16 protein-coding genes and 1 riboswitch are annotated in these 15,278 nt (G+C 68.5%); of the genes, 5 read left to right on the top strand and 11 right to left on the bottom strand.

Annotated features, from left to right (window positions below; all coding sequences use genetic code 11):
• Positions 1-4: 4 nt before the first annotated feature.
• The gene (locus E1J61_RS33810) at positions 5-1,222 is read left to right on the top strand and encodes a class I SAM-dependent methyltransferase (RefSeq protein WP_133098181.1); all 1,218 of its coding nucleotides are present in this window, start codon (positions 5-7) and stop codon (positions 1,220-1,222) included.
• A gap of 15 nt (positions 1,223-1,237) precedes the next feature.
• Complete coding sequence (locus E1J61_RS33805; RefSeq protein WP_133098180.1) at positions 1,238-1,432, top strand: DUF2905 domain-containing protein; 195 nt, start codon at positions 1,238-1,240, stop codon at positions 1,430-1,432.
• 19 nt (positions 1,433-1,451) lie between these two features.
• Here the strand turns inward: E1J61_RS33805 and E1J61_RS33800 are convergent, their stop codons facing one another.
• The 4 genes from E1J61_RS33800 to E1J61_RS33785 form a co-directional block, all read right to left on the bottom strand.
• Positions 1,452-2,699 carry a multifunctional CCA addition/repair protein gene (locus tag E1J61_RS33800; RefSeq protein WP_133098179.1) on the bottom strand — a complete coding sequence of 416 codons (1,248 nt, stop codon included), beginning with the start codon at positions 2,697-2,699 and terminating at the stop codon, positions 1,452-1,454.
• Positions 2,700-2,754: 55 nt separating this feature from the next.
• Positions 2,755-3,444 (bottom strand): glutathione S-transferase family protein, encoded by a 690-nt coding sequence (locus tag E1J61_RS33795; protein WP_133098178.1) that lies wholly within the window; start codon positions 3,442-3,444, stop codon positions 2,755-2,757.
• Positions 3,445-3,597: 153 nt separating this feature from the next.
• Positions 3,598-4,620 (bottom strand): complex I NDUFA9 subunit family protein, encoded by a 1,023-nt coding sequence (locus E1J61_RS33790; RefSeq protein WP_133098177.1) that lies wholly within the window; start codon positions 4,618-4,620, stop codon positions 3,598-3,600.
• Between the two features lie 106 nt (positions 4,621-4,726).
• Positions 4,727-6,682: a lytic transglycosylase domain-containing protein gene (locus tag E1J61_RS33785; protein WP_133098176.1), complete on the bottom strand. Its 1,956-nt coding sequence runs from the start codon at positions 6,680-6,682 to the stop codon at positions 4,727-4,729.
• Positions 6,683-6,790: 108 nt separating this feature from the next.
• Between E1J61_RS33785 and E1J61_RS33780 the strand changes: the two genes are divergently transcribed.
• Positions 6,791-7,396, top strand: a complete 606-nt coding sequence (locus E1J61_RS33780) for a 5-formyltetrahydrofolate cyclo-ligase (RefSeq protein WP_133098175.1) — start codon at positions 6,791-6,793, stop codon at positions 7,394-7,396.
• A 39-nt stretch (positions 7,397-7,435) separates the two neighbouring features.
• On the opposite strand, the gene E1J61_RS33775 is transcribed toward E1J61_RS33780, so the two are convergent.
• From E1J61_RS33775 to ahcY, 4 genes are all read right to left on the bottom strand, one after another.
• Complete coding sequence (locus tag E1J61_RS33775; protein WP_133098174.1) at positions 7,436-8,179, bottom strand: Mut7-C RNAse domain-containing protein; 744 nt, start codon at positions 8,177-8,179, stop codon at positions 7,436-7,438.
• A gap of 171 nt (positions 8,180-8,350) precedes the next feature.
• The gene (metF, locus tag E1J61_RS33770) at positions 8,351-9,181 is read right to left on the bottom strand and encodes a methylenetetrahydrofolate reductase [NAD(P)H] (protein WP_133098173.1); all 831 of its coding nucleotides are present in this window, start codon (positions 9,179-9,181) and stop codon (positions 8,351-8,353) included.
• 40 nt (positions 9,182-9,221) lie between these two features.
• A complete protein-coding gene (locus tag E1J61_RS33765) occupies positions 9,222-9,572 on the bottom strand; it encodes a phage holin family protein (RefSeq protein ID WP_133098172.1) in 351 nt (116 codons plus the stop codon).
• Between the two features lie 82 nt (positions 9,573-9,654).
• Positions 9,655-11,073 (bottom strand): adenosylhomocysteinase, encoded by a 1,419-nt coding sequence (gene ahcY / locus E1J61_RS33760; protein ID WP_133098171.1) that lies wholly within the window; start codon positions 11,071-11,073, stop codon positions 9,655-9,657.
• A gap of 118 nt (positions 11,074-11,191) precedes the next feature.
• A riboswitch (S-adenosyl-L-homocysteine riboswitch) is annotated at positions 11,192-11,285 on the bottom strand.
• A 58-nt stretch (positions 11,286-11,343) separates the two neighbouring features.
• Here ahcY and thiD point away from each other — a divergent pair.
• The gene (thiD, locus tag E1J61_RS33755; RefSeq protein WP_165971601.1) at positions 11,344-12,180 is read left to right on the top strand and encodes a bifunctional hydroxymethylpyrimidine kinase/phosphomethylpyrimidine kinase; all 837 of its coding nucleotides are present in this window, start codon (positions 11,344-11,346) and stop codon (positions 12,178-12,180) included.
• A gap of 7 nt (positions 12,181-12,187) precedes the next feature.
• Entirely contained in the window at positions 12,188-12,622 is a 435-nt protein-coding gene (locus tag E1J61_RS33750) for a PGDYG domain-containing protein (protein ID WP_133098169.1), read from the top strand.
• A gap of 34 nt (positions 12,623-12,656) precedes the next feature.
• Here E1J61_RS33750 and E1J61_RS33745 read toward each other — a convergent pair whose 3' ends face one another.
• From E1J61_RS33745 to E1J61_RS33735, 3 genes are all read right to left on the bottom strand, one after another.
• Positions 12,657-13,106: a PaaI family thioesterase gene (locus E1J61_RS33745; protein WP_063241153.1), complete on the bottom strand. Its 450-nt coding sequence runs from the start codon at positions 13,104-13,106 to the stop codon at positions 12,657-12,659.
• A 195-nt stretch (positions 13,107-13,301) separates the two neighbouring features.
• Positions 13,302-14,435, bottom strand: coding sequence for a thiamine phosphate synthase (locus E1J61_RS33740; protein WP_133098168.1), 1,134 nt, complete (start codon positions 14,433-14,435; stop codon positions 13,302-13,304).
• Complete coding sequence (locus E1J61_RS33735; RefSeq protein WP_133098167.1) at positions 14,432-15,274, bottom strand: thiazole synthase; 843 nt, start codon at positions 15,272-15,274, stop codon at positions 14,432-14,434. Before E1J61_RS33735 ends, E1J61_RS33740 begins: the two co-directional genes overlap by 4 nt.
• Between the last annotated feature and the right edge of the window lie 4 nt (positions 15,275-15,278).

Genomic DNA, 15,278 nt, shown 5'->3' with positions numbered 1-15,278 from the left:
CGGGATGCAGAAAGCCGCTAGTTTACCCCTTCCCCCCGCCGACGCGCAGGCCGCGTCCGATACCCTTACAGCCCGTATTGGCGAATCGATCGATGCGGCCGGCGGCTGGATCGGCTTTGACCGCTATATGGCGCTGGCGCTGTATGCGCCCGGCCTGGGCTACTACAGCGGCGGCTCGGCCAAGTTCGGGCGCGATGCCCGCGACGGCAGCGACTTCATCACCGCGCCGGAACTGAGCCCGTTCTTCGCGCGCACGCTGGCGCGCCAGTTCGCGCCGCTGATCGCGCAGGGCCTGCCACACATGATGGAATTCGGCGCCGGCACCGGCCGCCTGGCCGCTGACCTGCTGCTGGGGCTGGAGCAGGAAGGCCTGTTGCCACAGGAATACGCGATCGTCGAACTGTCCGGTGAGCTGCGCGCGCGCCAGCAGGAAACGCTGGCGCAGCGCGCCCAGCACCTGGCCGCGCGCGTGCGCTGGCTGGATGCGCTGCCCGACAGCTTCGAGGGCGTCATCGTCGGCAACGAAGTGCTCGATGCAATGCCGGTGCAGCTCTACGCACGCACCGGCGGCCGCTGGCACGAGCGCGGCGTGACGCGCAGCGGCGTGGCGGGCACCGAACCCGGCGCGGCCGCCGCGTTCCGCTTCGAGGACCGCGTGCTCGCCGATGCCGACGTGCCGGCGATGCTCCGCGACATCCCCGGCGACCACGATGTCGTCACCGAAACCCACGCCGAGGCCGAAGGCTTCATGCGTGCCGTCGGCGCGATGCTGGCGCGCGGCACCGCCTTCTTCATCGACTACGGCTTCCCCGCCGCCGAGTACTACCATCCGCAGCGCGCCGGCGGCACGCTGATGTGCCACTACCGGCATCACGCACACCCGGACCCGTTCCTCTACCCGGGCCTGCAGGACATCACCACGCACGTCAATTTCAGCGGCATCGCCGCCGCCGCGGTGGAAACCGGGCTGACGGTGTCGGGCTTTGCCTCGCAGGCGCGCTTCCTGATGAACGCCGGCATCACCGAGCTGCTGATGGCGCTTGACCCGTCCGATGCGCGCGCCTTCCTGCCGCAGGCCAACGCCGTGCAGAAGCTGTTGTCCGAAGCGGAAATGGGCGAGCTGTTCAAGGTCATCGCGCTGACGCGGGGCCTGGACGACGGCACGGACCAGAGCGAGCCGCTGGCCGGCTTCGCCCGCGGCGACCGCTGCCATACCTTGTAAGCCATCGCGAACGCCATGCTGCGCTGGACCCTCACTATCTTCCTGAGCGTGATCATCCTGTCCGCGGCGCTGCCGTGGCTGCAGAAGTTCGGGCTGGGACGGCTGCCCGGGGACGTGCGCTTCCGCGTGTTCGGGCGGGAATTCGTGCTGCCGTTTGCATCGACGATCCTGCTGTCGCTGGTGGCGCTGGTGATCGGCAAGCTGTTATAGGAACAGCCGCAGCGGACATTCAATCCGCCGCGTGCTCGCCCAGCCGCTGCGCCACCGCGGCGACACGGGCCGCATGGACGCGGTCCTTGATCTGTCCCACGCCGTCCGCGCAGGCGCGCGCGATCGCGCCGGCATCGACGCCAGCGGCGGCTTCGCGCGCCGCCAGCAGGCGCTCCGCCTGCGGATAGTCGCTGTGCTCGAAGCCCTTGCGGCCGCGCTTGTCGGCCTCGCACGCCTGCAGCGCCAGCGCGAAGCGGTCGGGCTTGCGCAGCGCGTCGCAGCGTTCCAGCAGCCGCACCACCGCGGCGGCGCTGAATTCCAGCGAACGATGGATATTGCCATGCTCGCGCGCCACCACCAGCGCGAGGTCGCGGCAGCCGTTGGGCACGCGCAGCCGCGCGCAGACCTCTTCCAGCAGCTTGACGCTGCGCATCTCGTGGCCGACGTGGCGCGGCAGCACGTCCTCGGGCGTGGTGCCCTTGCCCAGGTCGTGCACCAGCGCGGCAAAACGCACCGGCAACGGCGCGCCCATCGCCGCGGCGGTATCGATCACCATCATCACGTGCACGCCGGTATCGACCTCGGGATGGTAGTCGGCGCGCTGCGGCACGCCCCACAGGCAGTCAAGCTCGGGCAGCAGCCGTGCCAGCGCGCCGCAGTCGCGCAGCACCTCGAACATTCGTGACGGATGCGCTTCCATCAGGCCGCGCGCCAGTTCCTGCCAGACGCGCTCGGGCACCAGCGCATCGACCTCGCCGGCCGCCACCATCTCGCGCATCAGGCGCTGGGTCTCGGCGGCGACGGTGAACCCGTGGAAGCGCGCGGCAAAGCGCGCCAGCCGCAGGATGCGGACCGGGTCCTCGGCGAAGGCATCCGAGACATGGCGGAACAGGCGGGCCTGCAGGTCGCGCTGGCCGCCGTGCGGGTCGAGCACCGGGCCGACCAGGTTGCCATCGGCATCGACCTCGCGCGCCATCGCATTGATGGTCAGGTCGCGCCGGACCAGGTCGTCTTCCAGCGTGACATCGGGCTCGCAGTAGAAGGCAAAACCCTTGTATCCCATCGCTGTCTTGCGCTCGGTGCGCGCCAGCGCGTATTCCTCGTGGGTGCGCGGATGCAGGAAGACCGGGAAATCCTTGCCGACGGGGCGATAGCCCGCAGCTACCATCTCGTGCGGGGTCGCGCCGACGACTACGTAGTCGCGGTCCTGGCTGGGCTTGCCCAGCAGTTCGTCGCGGATCGCGCCGCCGACGGCATACACCTGCATCGTTGTGGCCTCTTCTCTGGTGCCGGCGCGCCGGCGCCGGCGGTATCGCTCAGTCTCAGTGGTTGACGATGATCGCGTCGGGCCGCTCGGGCGACAGGCGGTAAGGCTCGTCGTCGGCCAGGAAATCGCGCTCCTCGCGCGCGGCGGCGATCCACTCCTGCATGGTCGGCAGCGCCAGCATGAAGTCGGCATAGGCCTTGGCGTCTTCCGGCAGGTGGATGCCGTAAGTGGCGAAGCGGCTCACCACCGGCGCAAAGAAGGCGTCGGCCACGGTGAACTCGCCGAACAGGAACGGGCCGCGCGCGCCATGCTGCTGGCGCAACCCGCTCCAGATCGCGGCGATACGGTCGACGTCGCGCTGCACCGCCACGTTCCAGCCGCGTCCGGGCAGCACCGCGGTCACGTTCATCGGCAACTGGCTGCGCAGGTTGGTGAAGCCGGAATGCATCTCGGCGCAGATTGCGCGCGCCACCGCACGCTCGGCACGGTCGGCGGGCCACAGCGTCTTTTCCGGGAAACGCTCGGCCACGTACTCGGCGATCGCCAGCGAGTCCCACACGGTGACGTCGCCGTCGACCAGCGCCGGTACCTTGCCGGCCGGCGAATAACGCGCGATCTCGGCTGCGAAGCTGCCGGTGAACAGGCGCACCTGTACCTCTTCGAATTCGATGCCGGCCTGGCGCATCAGCAGCCAGGGGCGCAGCGACCAGGAGGAGTAATTCTTGTTGCCGATGACGAGCTTCATCGTAGGTCCTTGGGGGGAGGCGAAGGGAGACGGCGGCGGCGCGCCGGACCGGTCATTTTGCCAGCGCGCCCGCCTGCCTCAAAGTGAATTGCTCTCGCAACCGATCCGAAAATGGGTCACATAGGCCACCCGCGGCCCTGACCCGCCCGCCCTTCAGCGGTGCACGCTGGCGCGCATCGAGGTCAGCGCGGCATCGCGATTGCGCCCCGCCAGCGCGTCGGTCATCACGGATTCCAGGCTGGCCGGATGCAGGTCCAGCTCCGGCGCGACCGGATGCTCGAGCACGTTGTCCAGCTGCATCGAGTCGAGGTTGTCGCGCGACAGCAGCGGATCGCCCGGCATGTGTTCCATGATGGTCGCCTGCACCCGCGCCAGCGCATCCGGCAGCGCGATCACCGGGCGCGGATGGCCGGATGCGCGGCCGGCGAAGCGCACCAGCTCCTCCAGCGTATAGACCTGCGGGCCGCCCAGCTCATAGCCGCGGCCGATGGTGGCAGGGTTGACCATGGCATTGAGGAAGGCCTGCACCACGTCCTGCACGAACACTGGCTGGAAGCGCGCCTGTGCGCACGCCAGCGGCACCACCGGCGCCATCTGTTGCATCTGCGCGAACAGGTTGAGGAAATGGTCGTCGGGGCCGAACACCACCGACGGCCGCAGGATGGTCCAGTCCAGCCCGCTGGCGCGCACGATGCGCTCGCCGTCGCCCTTGCTGCGCAGGTACATCGACGGCCCCTGGCTGTCGGCGCCAAGCGCACTCATATGCAACAGCCGGCGCACGCCGGTGGACAGGCACGAGGCCACGATCTGCCGCACCATTTCCACATGAGCGCTGGCAAAGGCCTCGCCGTAGGGATCGGCACGCTCGCCGTGCAGCACGCCCACCAGGTTGACGACGATGCCGTCGACCCCGAGCGAGCCGATGGCGTCGTCGAGCGCGGCATTGTCGGCCAGCCCCAGTTCGACTACCTCGACGCGCGGCAGCAGCAACAGGTGCTGCGCGTGCTCGACGTTGCGGGTGCCGACCACGATGCGGTCGGGGGCGATCGGCGAATCGGGATTGCTGCCGGGTTCCAGCGGCGCACCCGAGGCAGAGGCGGCGCCGGCCAGGCGCGAGACAAGGTGGCTGCCGATAAAGCCGGCGCCACCGATGACGAGGACGTTGCTGGTCTGCATGATGCCTCCGTGCAAAGTGGACTGCACGTCGCGGCGCATTGCGCAAGCCAGGCCGCCGCGACGCGCCCGGCGCGGCACACCAGCGGCCCGTCCCGTCGGGTGCCCGTCAGGGCAGGCTGGTCGTGGTCACCGGCGACGGCGCGACCGTCCCCAGGCGCGATTTCAGCGACTGCGGCCGGCCACTCATCAATGCAGCATAGTACGTAGCGTTGGAAAGCACATTCTTCACATAGCCGCGCGTTTCATTGAACGGGATGGTCTCTGCAAAGATCGCGCCTTCCACGGGCCGCGCCAGCGTGCTGCGCCAGGCCTTGGGCCGGCCCGGACCGGCGTTGTATGCCGCCGACGCCAGCGCCCAGGAACTGTCCAGGTCGGTCAGCACCATGTTCAGGTAATTGGTGCCGAGCAGGATGTTGATGTTGGGATCGCCCATCATCTGCGGCGAGAAGTCGTTCATGCCGATCTTGCGCGCCACGTACTTGGCCGTCGCCGGCATCACCTGCATCAGGCCGTGCGCGCCGGCGGACGAGCGCGCGTTCATCAGGAAGCGCGATTCCTGCCGGATCAGGCCGTAGACCCACGCCATGTCGAGGCCGACATCGTCGGTCGCGCGCTGCATGATGTCGCGGTACGGCATCAGGAAGCGCAGCTCGAAGTCATGCTCGTTGCGGGTGCGGTCAGCGGTATTGACGGTGCGGTCGAGCAGTTCGAGACGGCGCGCGTACTCCGCCGCGCCGAGCAGCTCGCGGTCGTTCATGCCGCGCAATTCCCAGTTCCATTCGCGGTTGCCCTCGAAGCGCATGTTCATCGCGTAGAACTTCTGCGCGCGCTGGAAGCCGGCGCGCGCGCGCATGGCATTGGCTTCGGCATCGCCGACGGCGGTGCGCGCCGGTAGCGTGATGCGGTTGCCCAGTTCTTCGCTGGCGAGCTGGCCATAGAAGTTGAACTGGCCGGCGATCTGCTGGAAGTTCTGCTGCGCCTCGGTGTCGCGGCCTTCGGCCTTGAGCGCGCGGCCGTACCAGTAGAGCCACGCCGGGTCCTTGGCGCGCAGCTCGGGACGCATCAGCTCGACTGCCTGGCGCACCTGCTTCCAGTCGCCCTGGCGCAGCGCGGCGCGCACGCGCCATTCCTGGGAGTCGTCGGACAACCACTGGTTGCCGCCCAGGTCCATCTGGCGGCGGTAGTAGTTGGCCGCTTCCGGCATCAGCTTCTTGCCCGCGAACTGGCCGATCACGCCCCAGGCGGCGCCCTGCTCGTCGCGCGACAGCGTGCCCTGGACGGTACCCAGGTAGGCGACGGCCTGGTTGGGATCGGTGCGCGCCATCTTGACGATGGTGGCGAGTGCGTCGCCGTCGACGCGTGCATCGGGCAGCAGCGCGGCGATCTTGCCGGCCAGCGTGAGGTAGTTCTGCTCCAGCGCCAGCCGCGCGTGGAAGGCGACATCGCTGCGCTGGATCTGCTGGCTTTGCACCAGGTAGCCGATCAGGTCGACGCAACCTTCGCCGAAATAGCGCGGATCGCTCAGCGCCTGGCGCGACTCGGCGGCAACGTTCTGGCCCTTGAGCGCGCGCGACAGCAGCGCATAGCATTCGACCTGGGTGTCGTCCTTGAGCGCGAACTGCGGATACTCGGCATCGAAGCTGGCCCAGTCGCGCTTCTTGCCCAGCACCAGCAGCCAGTCGTTGCGCATGCGGTCGGCGATGGCCTGGCCCTTGTAGCGCTGCAGGAAGGCGCGCACCTGGTCGTCGGGCGCGTCGATGCGCGCCAGGCCGCTGGCGTCGAACATCTGCGGCTTGATGCGGAAGTACTCGACGTACGACGGGATCGGGTAGTCGACCAGCGTGGCCGAGATCGCGTAGGCGCGCTCCACGTCATTCTTGCGCGCCGCTTCGCGCAGCGCGGCGAAGGCCTCGTCCGGATCGCTCGGGATCACCGCCGGCTGCTGCTGGCGCATGGGCGCCTGCGGGCGCTTCTGCGCATGGACCGGCGTGACAAGCAGTGCACATGCCATGGCGATCCAGGCGGCCCGCCCTGCACGCTGCAGATATACTCCCTTCAGCATTCTTTGCTTCCTTGTCGATGACGGCGGCGCCGGTGCCGCCATGCAAGGCAAGGGCCGCAGCAGCTTCCGCCGTCCGTGTTGGTTCGGACGCGGGCATTATCCCACGCCATGTCCTCAAGTTCCGCCACCTCGGCCGCCACCTCCTCCGGCAGTTCGCCAATCGACCTTGCGGAGGACCGCCGCGCGCAGCGCGCGCGCCTGCTGTCCTTGCGTGCCGCCCTGCCCGCGCGCGACGATGCCGATGCGCGCATCGCCGCCGCATTGTCCGAGCTGCTGGCGGGCCTGGCCGTGCGCTGCCTTGGCTTCTACTGGCCGATCCAGCAGGAGTTCGACGCGCGCGGCGCGGTCGCGCAATGGCTCGCGGCGGTGCCCGCGCGCCAGGCGGCGCTGCCGGCGGTAAGCCGGCCCGGCGCGCCGCTGGACTTCCATCGCTGGGACCCGGACACGCCGATGACCAGGGGCCACTATGGCATCCCGGTCCCCGACGGCACCGAGGCCGTGACGCCCGACGCGCTGGTCATTCCCTGTGTCGGTTTCAGCCCGGACAAGTTCCGCCTGGGCTACGGCGGCGGCTTCTACGACCGCACGCTGGCGGCAATGGCGCAGCGGCCCGTGGCGATCGGCATCGGCTATGAAGCGTGCCGCATCGCACTGCCCGCGCAGCCGCATGACGTGGCGATGGACTGGATCGTTACCGAAGCGGGGGCGTTCTAGCCCGATAGGGTGACAGCAGCGTGCGGGCTACGGCCGGGTTCAGCCGGCCTGCACCAGCTCGTCCACCAGCGCGCGCATGCAGCGCCAGTGCGAGCCTTCCCAGAATACCCGCCGGCACTGGTCGCAGGTGACGAAGCTGCGGTGGCGCTCGAGCACGCCGTCTGGCACCCGCCCGGCCGCGGCGGCCGCTTCCAGCGCGTGCAGCGGCACGTTGCAGTCCAGGCACAGCGAGAACGGCCGCGCGCTGCGCGCCAGGTCGAGCCGCGCGAAGATCTCGCGCACCTGCTGGCGCGGCTTGAGCGCCCGCACATAGCAGCCGTGCGTGATGCCGCGGCGCTTGAGCAGTTCACGGTCGCGCGTCAGCACGATGCGGCCTTCGTCGACCGCAATGCGCTCGATCTCGCTGTCTTCGAAGTGGTTGTCGTAGAGGGTGTCGAAGCCGGTCATGCGCAGCAGGTGCGCCAGTCCGCCCAGATGCGCGTCGGCAACGAAATGCGTCGCGCGCAGCGGATGTTCGCGCACGCGCAGCAGCGGCGTGACGTCGAGACGTTCGAACTTGGGATAGACCGAGACCCGGTCGCCGTCCCGCAGCTGGCGCTCGAAGACGGCGGATTCGCCGTTGACCAGGATCAGCTCGACTTCGGTGTGCGGCACGCCCAGCGCCTCGATCATGTGCTTGACGGTCGCGGCGCGCGCGCACGCGCAGGGCAGGTCACGCCGGCGCTGGTCCGGCGCGAGGAAGTCGTTCAGTTCCTCGTAGAAGCGGAAGGTGGCGGTGACCATGGGGCGAGTATGGCACCGATTTGCCGTGTCAGTACGCTGGTGGCACCACGGACGCATGCAGCAGGCTCCCCTCTCCCCATGAGGTCCATGAGGGGAGAGGGAGAACACCTTGCCTGGCAAGATCGAGCCGCTTTGGAGCACCCAAAACCGCTCTCTTCTTCAGCGGGTTCCTTACAGCTTCAGCCGCTGCCAGATCGCCTTGGTCGCGGCGGCCGCGTTGAGCGTGTAGAAATGCAGCCCCGGCACGCCCGCGGCGAGCAGCCGCTCGCACAGCGCGGTGACCACGTCCAGCCCGAAGGCGCGGATCGATTCTCGGTCGTCGCCGAAGCTCTCCAGCCGCTTGGCCACCCAGCGCGGCACTTCGGCGCCGCACATCTCGGAGAATCGCATCAGCTGCGAGTAGTTGGTGATCGGCATGATGCCCGGCACGATCGGCACTTCCACGCCCTGCGCGCGCACGTCGTCGACAAAGCGGAAGTACGCGTCGGCGTTGTAGAAGTACTGCGTGATCGCCGAGTCGGCACCGGCCTTGACCTTGCGCACGAAGTTGTCGAGGTCATGGCGCGGCGACTTCGCCTGCGGGTGGTACTCCGGGTACGCTGCGACTTCGATATTGAACCAGTCGCCGGTCTCGGCACGGATGAACTCCACCAGCTCGTTGGCGTAGCGGAACTCGCCGATCTCGCCCATGCCCGACGGCATGTCCCCGCGCAGCGCGACGATATGGCGGATGCCGCCTTCGCGGTACTGCTGCAGGATTGCGCGGATGCTCTCGCGCGACGAGCCCACGCACGACAGGTGCGGCGCGGCCTCGATGCCTTCGCGCTGGATTTCCAGCACGGCGTCGAGCGTGCCCTGCTGGGTGGTGCCGCCGGCGCCGAACGTCACCGAGATGTACTTGGGCTTGAGCGGAGCCAGCTGCGCGCGCGTGTTGCGCAGCTTTTCCAGGCCCTCCGCCGTCTTGGGCGGGAAGAATTCAAAGCTGAAGTAGCGGTCTTGCATGATGGTGGCGCGTCGCGTTGGCGCGGCGCGCGAAATAAGGTCAGTCGTCGCGGTTGCCCAGCAGCAGGCTGGACAGCAGCCACGAGATCACGCTGTACAGGATGGAGCCCAGCAAGGCCGCCCAGAAGCCGCCGACCGTGAAGCCCGACAGCAGGTTGCCGACAAACAGGAACAGCAGCGCGTTGATGACGAAGATAAACAGCCCCAGCGTCAGCAGCGTGACCGGCAGCGTCAGGATCACCAGGATCGGACGGATCAGCGTGTTGACCAGGCCCAGCACCAGCGCCGCCAGCATCGCCGAGCCGAAGCTCTTGATGTGGATCGACGGGATGATGTACGGCAGCACGAACAGCGCAACGGCGTTGATGATCCAGACGACCAGTAGTCTCATGACGGCTCCTTGGTTGGCTCAATGGCGGGATTGCTCCCTCTCCCGCAAGCGGAAGAGGGGAGTTGCTACCTCACTGCGCGCATCAATAGCGGTAGTGATCCGCCTTGTACGGGCCTTCCTTCTTCACGCCGATATAAGCGGCCTGCTGCTCGGTCAGCTCGGTCAGCTGCGCGTTCAGCTTGCGCAGCTGCAGGCGCGCGACCTTCTCGTCCAGGTGCTTGGGCAGCGTGTAGACGCCGACCGGGTACTTGCCGCTGTCGCGTTCCTGCCAGAGCTCGATCTGGGCGATGGTCTGGTTGGCGAACGAGCTGCTCATCACGTACGACGGATGGCCGGTGGCGCAGCCCAGGTTCACCAGGCGGCCCTTGGCCAGGATGATCAGCTTCTTCCCGTCCGGGAACTTCACGTGGTCGACCTGCGGCTTGATCTCGTCCCACTCGTACTTCTCGATCGAGGCGATGTCGATCTCGTTGTCGAAGTGGCCGATGTTGCAGACGATGGCCTGGTCCTTCATCTTGGCCATGTGCTCATGCGTAATGACGTGGTAGTTGCCGGTGCAGGTGACGAAGATATCGCCATGCTCGGCGGCGTAGTCCATGGTCACCACGCGATAGCCTTCCATCGCGGCCTGCAGCGCGCAGATCGGGTCGATCTCGGTGACCCACACCTGCGCCGACAGCGCGCGCAGCGCCTGTGCGCTGCCCTTGCCCACGTCGCCGTAGCCGGCCACGATGGCGATCTTGCCGGCGATCATCACGTCCGTGGCGCGCTTGATGCCGTCGACCAGCGATTCGCGGCAGCCGTACAGGTTGTCGAACTTGCTCTTGGTGACGGAGTCGTTGACGTTGATCGCCGGAAAGCGCAGCTCGCCCTTCTGGGCCATCTGGTACAGGCGATGCACGCCGGTGGTGGTTTCCTCGGTCACGCCGCGGATGGCTGCCAGGTTGCGGCTGTACCAGCTCGGGTCCTTCGCCAGCTTTTCCTTGATCGCGGCGAACAGGTAGGTTTCTTCCTCGCTGCCCGGGTTGGCGATCAGCGACTGGTCCTTCTCGGCGCGCGCGCCCAGGTGCAGCAGCAGCGTGGCATCACCGCCGTCGTCGAGGATCATGTTCGGGGTGCCACCGTCGGCCCAGTCGAAGATGCGGTGCGTGAAGTCCCAGTATTCCTTCAGCGATTCGCCCTTGAAGGCGAACACCGGCGTGCCGCCCGCGGCGATGGCGGCGGCGGCGTGGTCCTGCGTCGAGAAGATGTTGCACGAGGCCCAGCGCACGTCGGCGCCCAGCGCCTGGAGCGTCTCGATCAGCACGGCGGTCTGGATCGTCATATGCAGCGAGCCGGCGATGCGCGCGCCCTTGAGCGGCTGCGCGGCGGCGAATTCGTCGCGGATTGCCATCAGGCCGGGCATTTCGGTCTCGGCAATGGCGATTTCCTTGCGGCCCCAGCCGGCCAGGTTGATATCGGCGACGAGGTAGTCTTGCTTCAGGTCGGTCACGGCGTTCATGTTTCACTCCGGTGAAGAGTGGCACGCAGGTGACGAGATCGGGAAATCGGGCGGCGGCATGGCAGCGGGCACATGCGCAGCGGGCGGATAGGTCGACTCGCCTCCGTGCGAAACCACGGATCAGCGAGCGCCGTTGAAGACAGTCCGAGCCTGGCGGATGCATGGGGTAGCACTTTTTGCCTACCGCATCCGTTGCAACGCTCCTCGGAGTGGCGGTATTGTAGCGTGCCCGGCCGCCTTGCGCACCGGCCCTCCTTGATTTCCTCACAGATGATCCCAACGCCACCCCGCACCCTGACCATCGCCGGCTCCGACTCCGGCGGCGGCGCCGGCATCCAGGCCGACCTGAAGACTTTCTCCGCGCTGGGCTGCTTCGGCATGAGCGCGATCACTGCGATCACCGCGCAGAACACGCTTGGCGTGACCGGCGTGCATGCGATCCCGGCCGACATGGTGGCCGCGCAGATCGACGCGGTGGCCGGCGATATCGGCGTGGACGCGGCCAAGACCGGCATGCTGGGCACCGCCGCCATCGTCGAGGCCGTGGCCGCGGCGGCGGACCGGCATAGCATCCGCAAGCTGGTGGTGGACCCGGTGATGATCTCGACCTCGGGCGCGACGCTGTCCGACGACGCCACCACGCAGGCCATGGTGCGGCTGCTGTTCCCGCGCGCGCTGCTGGTCACGCCCAACCTGCCCGAGGCCTCCTACCTGCTGGGCCGCAGGATTGCGCGCCGCGCCGACATGGAACAGGCCGCCGCCGACCTGATCGCGATGGGCTGCCCGGCCGTGCTGCTCAAGGGCGGCCACCTGGAAGACGATGGCGCGGCCGGCATTGCCGGCGGGCTGGACGACCTGCTGATGCTGAAGGACGGGACCGTGCGCATGTTCACGCACCCGCGCGTCGATACCCGCAACCTGCATGGCACCGGCTGCACGCTGGCAGCGGCCATCGCATCGCAGCTGGCGCGTGGCGATGCGCTGGAAGATGCCGCGGGCAAGGCGCTGGACTATGTGGCGCAGGCCATCGCGGCCGGCGCAGGACTGCGGCTTGGCAGCGGCAACGGCCCGCTGAACCACGCCTTCGCGCCGCGCGCGCTGGGTTGAGCGCGAGATGCAGAGGCTCACCCATATCGATCTGCGCAGCGATCCCGACGCCGCCTTCTACCTCAAGCATGAAGTCGTCGACGTTGCATTCGCCACCGAGGCTGGCGAGCTGGTCAGCCGCGAAGGCCCCAACCGCTACCAGCCCGGCGATGCGCTGATCACCAGCCGCACCGGCGACCGCTGGTGCGTGTCGCGCGACCGCTTCGACCCCAAGTACGACGCCATCCCGCCGCTGGTGCACGGCCAGGACGGCGCCTATCGCAACAAGCCGATCCCGGTGCTGGCGCGCGAGATGCACGAGGCCTTCAGCATCGAACGCAGCGCCGGCGGCGACGTGCTGCACGGCAAGCCGGGCGACTGGCTGATGCAATACGCGCCCGGCGACTATGGCATCACCGAGCGCGCGAGGTTCGAACAGGTGTACCGGCCGCTGCAGGACTGAGCGGCCGGGTTTTTCGGGCAGGTTCAGGCAGGGATCAGTTGCCGCCGCTGGACAGCGGCACCAGCTTGAACGCCGCCCGCGCCACGCACACCACGGTGCCGGCCGCATCCTTCACTTCGCCTTCGCAGAAGGCGATGCGCGCGCCGCGGCGCAGGCAGCGCGCTTCCAGCGTCAGCTCGCCGCGCGCGGCGGCAAGGAAGTGGGTCGACATGTCGATGGTGATCACGCCCGTTTCCGTGGGCGCATGCGAGCGCGCCGCCCCGCTGAGCGTGAAGTCCAGCGTCGCCATCAGCGTGCCGCCGTGCACGTCGCCGCGGCTGTTCACCAGCTGCGGGTGCGCCGGCAGGCGCGTGCGGCAGTAGCCCTCCTCGATCACCTCCGGCTGCAGGCCGAAATAGCGCATCAGCGGGACATCGATGCCGAAATAGGGCTTCTCAGGCGTGCCGGGAGCGGCGGGAATGATCTCGGGGAGCTGGGTCGACATGGTGCGCGATGCGGGATGGTTGGCGGGGAATGCTGCCCGACATCATAGCGGCGGGGTCCGCTTCGGTTCCCGCGGCTGGGCGAATGTCGCACAAATCTTGGCGACGCGATGCCCCTCACCAGGTGCGGTGTGCTCCCCTCTGTCAAGGAGAGAGGGGAGCACACCGCCGGACACACTCTGCACGTAATCGCGCGCTCAGCCGGTCGGGAACAGGCTGACGAGATGCGCCACCGCGGCCGGCACGTCGTCGGCCTCGGTAACGGCGCGCACCACTGCGGCACTGCCGACACCCACGGCGAGCACTTCGCGCATATTCGTGGCATTGACGCCGCCGATGCCGACCAGCGACGGGATCACCGGCTGCATCAGCTTTGCATATGCGCGGAAACGGCCCATGCCTTGCGGCTGGGTCGGCATCACCTTGGTCGTGGTCGGGAAGATCGCGCCCAGCGCCAGGTAGCTCGGACGGATCGCCGCGACGCGCAGCATCTCGGCGTAACCGTGCGTGGATATGCCCAGCCGCAGCCCGGACGCACGGATCGCGTCGAGGTCGGCGTCGTCGAGGTCTTCCTGGCCGAGGTGGATGCCGTAGATGCCGCTCTGCGCGCCATTGGCGGCGTGGTAGTCGATCGCCGCCTGCCAGTGGTCGTTGATGAACAGGCGCGACGACGAGCCCTGCATGGCCCTGGCCGCGCGCGCGATCTCGGCGCGCACCGCGGCGGGATCGTCGGACTTGAAGCGCAACTGCACCGTCGGCACGTTCAGCGGCGCCAGGCGCTCGATCCATTCCGCGCTCGGCACGACCACGTACAGGCCCAGCGCGGGGCACGGCGCGAACGGCTCGACGGCCTGCTCCGGCGCCACCAGCGCGACATGGCGCACGTGCGGGAAACGCGCGAAATCCGTCGGCCAGTCGGCCGAGCCCGGCGCCCAGGCGCGCGCCAGCGCCAGCGCATCATGCGCGGGGAAATGCAGCGACAGGCTCGCCAGCAGTACCGCGACGAACGCTGCCGAATGCGGCTGGTCGCTGTCCGCGGCAACCGAGAACACCCAGGTGCCCATCGGCGAGCGCACCGTGTCAATCCACCGGCCGCCCTCGCGGTCGGTCTCGATCAGCGTAGCGCCGCTGGCGGCGACGCGCGCAATGGCTTCTTCGGTGGCTTCGCCGTCGGACAGCAGCACATCGTGCGCGCCGGGATGCTCAGGCGCGTCTTCCAGGCGCCAGGCCTGCCACGGCTTGTCGTCGATGCCGAAGGTCTCGCCATAATGCTCCAGCACTGCCGCACGCAGCGGACCGTCGCTGGGAACGTGGACGGGGCGGCGGGTCATGCGCGCTGCTCCCGCTGCTCCGCCTCCGCATGCCAGAACGGCATGCCGACCACCGGCGTGCTGGCCTGCGCCACCTCGCGCTCGGGCATCGGGCCGGCCAGGTACGCGGTGCGGCCCGCTTCCACGGCCTGCGCGAACGCGCGCGCCATGTTGACCGGGTAGGCGGCCTGCGCCACCGCGGTGTTGAGCAGCACGCCGTCGTAGCCCCACTCCAGCACCTGCGCCGCGTGCGACGGCAGGCCCAGGCCGGCATCGACGATCAGCGGCGTATCCGGCAGGCGCTCGCGCAGCACGCGCATCGCATGCGGATTCACCGCGCCCCGGCCGGTGCCGATCGGCGCGGCCCACGGCATCAGCGCCTGGCAGCCGACGTCGAGCAGCCGGCGGCACAGCACCAGGTCCTCGGTACAGTAGGGCAGCACCTTGAAGCCTTCCTTGATCAGGGTCTCGGCCACAGCGGGCAGGTTGAGCGTGTCGGGCTGCAGCGTGTAGTCGTCGCCGATCAGCTCGAGCTTGATCCACGGTGTCTCGAATACTTCGCGCGCCATCATCGCGGTGGTAATGACCTCCTGCGCGGTGAAGCAGCCGGCGGTGTTGGGCAGCACCGGCACGTTCAGCGCCTTGAGCATCTGCCAGAACGCCTGGCCGCCCTCGCCGTCGCCCACCGCGCCCTGGCGGCGCAGCGCGACGGTAATCATGGCCGGCGCGCAGGCCTGCACGGCCGCTTCAAGCGTGGCCGGCGACGGATAGCGCGCGGTGCCCAGCAGCAGGCGCGAGCCGAACGACTCGCCATACAGCACGAACGGATCGCGCAGGGTTTCGGAAGGTTCGAATGTCATGGGG

The organism is Cupriavidus sp. L7L, assembly GCF_004353535.1.
GTDB classification, from domain to species: domain Bacteria; phylum Pseudomonadota; class Gammaproteobacteria; order Burkholderiales; family Burkholderiaceae; genus Cupriavidus; species Cupriavidus oxalaticus_A.
This window is presented reverse-complemented; position numbering and strand designations above follow the sequence as displayed.

Coding starts and splice junctions, on each gene's coding strand:
- metF (WP_133098173.1), bottom strand. CDS start 9,181: ATGCAAGACCGCTACTTCAGCTTTGAATTCTTCCCGCCCAAGACGGCG.
- E1J61_RS33735 (WP_133098167.1), bottom strand. CDS start 15,274: ATGACATTCGAACCTTCCGAAACCCTGCGCGATCCGTTCGTGCTGTAT.
- E1J61_RS33805 (WP_133098180.1), top strand. CDS start 1,238: ATGCTGCGCTGGACCCTCACTATCTTCCTGAGCGTGATCATCCTGTCC.
- E1J61_RS33800 (WP_133098179.1), bottom strand. CDS start 2,699: ATGCAGGTGTATGCCGTCGGCGGCGCGATCCGCGACGAACTGCTGGGC.
- E1J61_RS33785 (WP_133098176.1), bottom strand. CDS start 6,682: ATGCTGAAGGGAGTATATCTGCAGCGTGCAGGGCGGGCCGCCTGGATC.
- E1J61_RS33775 (WP_133098174.1), bottom strand. CDS start 8,179: ATGGTCACCGCCACCTTCCGCTTCTACGAGGAACTGAACGACTTCCTC.
- E1J61_RS33745 (WP_063241153.1), bottom strand. CDS start 13,106: ATGTCGACCCAGCTCCCCGAGATCATTCCCGCCGCTCCCGGCACGCCT.
- E1J61_RS33780 (WP_133098175.1), top strand. CDS start 6,791: ATGTCCTCAAGTTCCGCCACCTCGGCCGCCACCTCCTCCGGCAGTTCG.
- ahcY (WP_133098171.1), bottom strand. CDS start 11,073: ATGAACGCCGTGACCGACCTGAAGCAAGACTACCTCGTCGCCGATATC.
- E1J61_RS33765 (WP_133098172.1), bottom strand. CDS start 9,572: ATGAGACTACTGGTCGTCTGGATCATCAACGCCGTTGCGCTGTTCGTG.
- E1J61_RS33740 (WP_133098168.1), bottom strand. CDS start 14,435: ATGACCCGCCGCCCCGTCCACGTTCCCAGCGACGGTCCGCTGCGTGCG.
- E1J61_RS33810 (WP_133098181.1), top strand. CDS start 5: ATGCAGAAAGCCGCTAGTTTACCCCTTCCCCCCGCCGACGCGCAGGCC.
- thiD (WP_165971601.1), top strand. CDS start 11,344: ATGATCCCAACGCCACCCCGCACCCTGACCATCGCCGGCTCCGACTCC.
- E1J61_RS33750 (WP_133098169.1), top strand. CDS start 12,188: ATGCAGAGGCTCACCCATATCGATCTGCGCAGCGATCCCGACGCCGCC.
- E1J61_RS33795 (WP_133098178.1), bottom strand. CDS start 3,444: ATGAAGCTCGTCATCGGCAACAAGAATTACTCCTCCTGGTCGCTGCGC.
- E1J61_RS33790 (WP_133098177.1), bottom strand. CDS start 4,620: ATGCAGACCAGCAACGTCCTCGTCATCGGTGGCGCCGGCTTTATCGGC.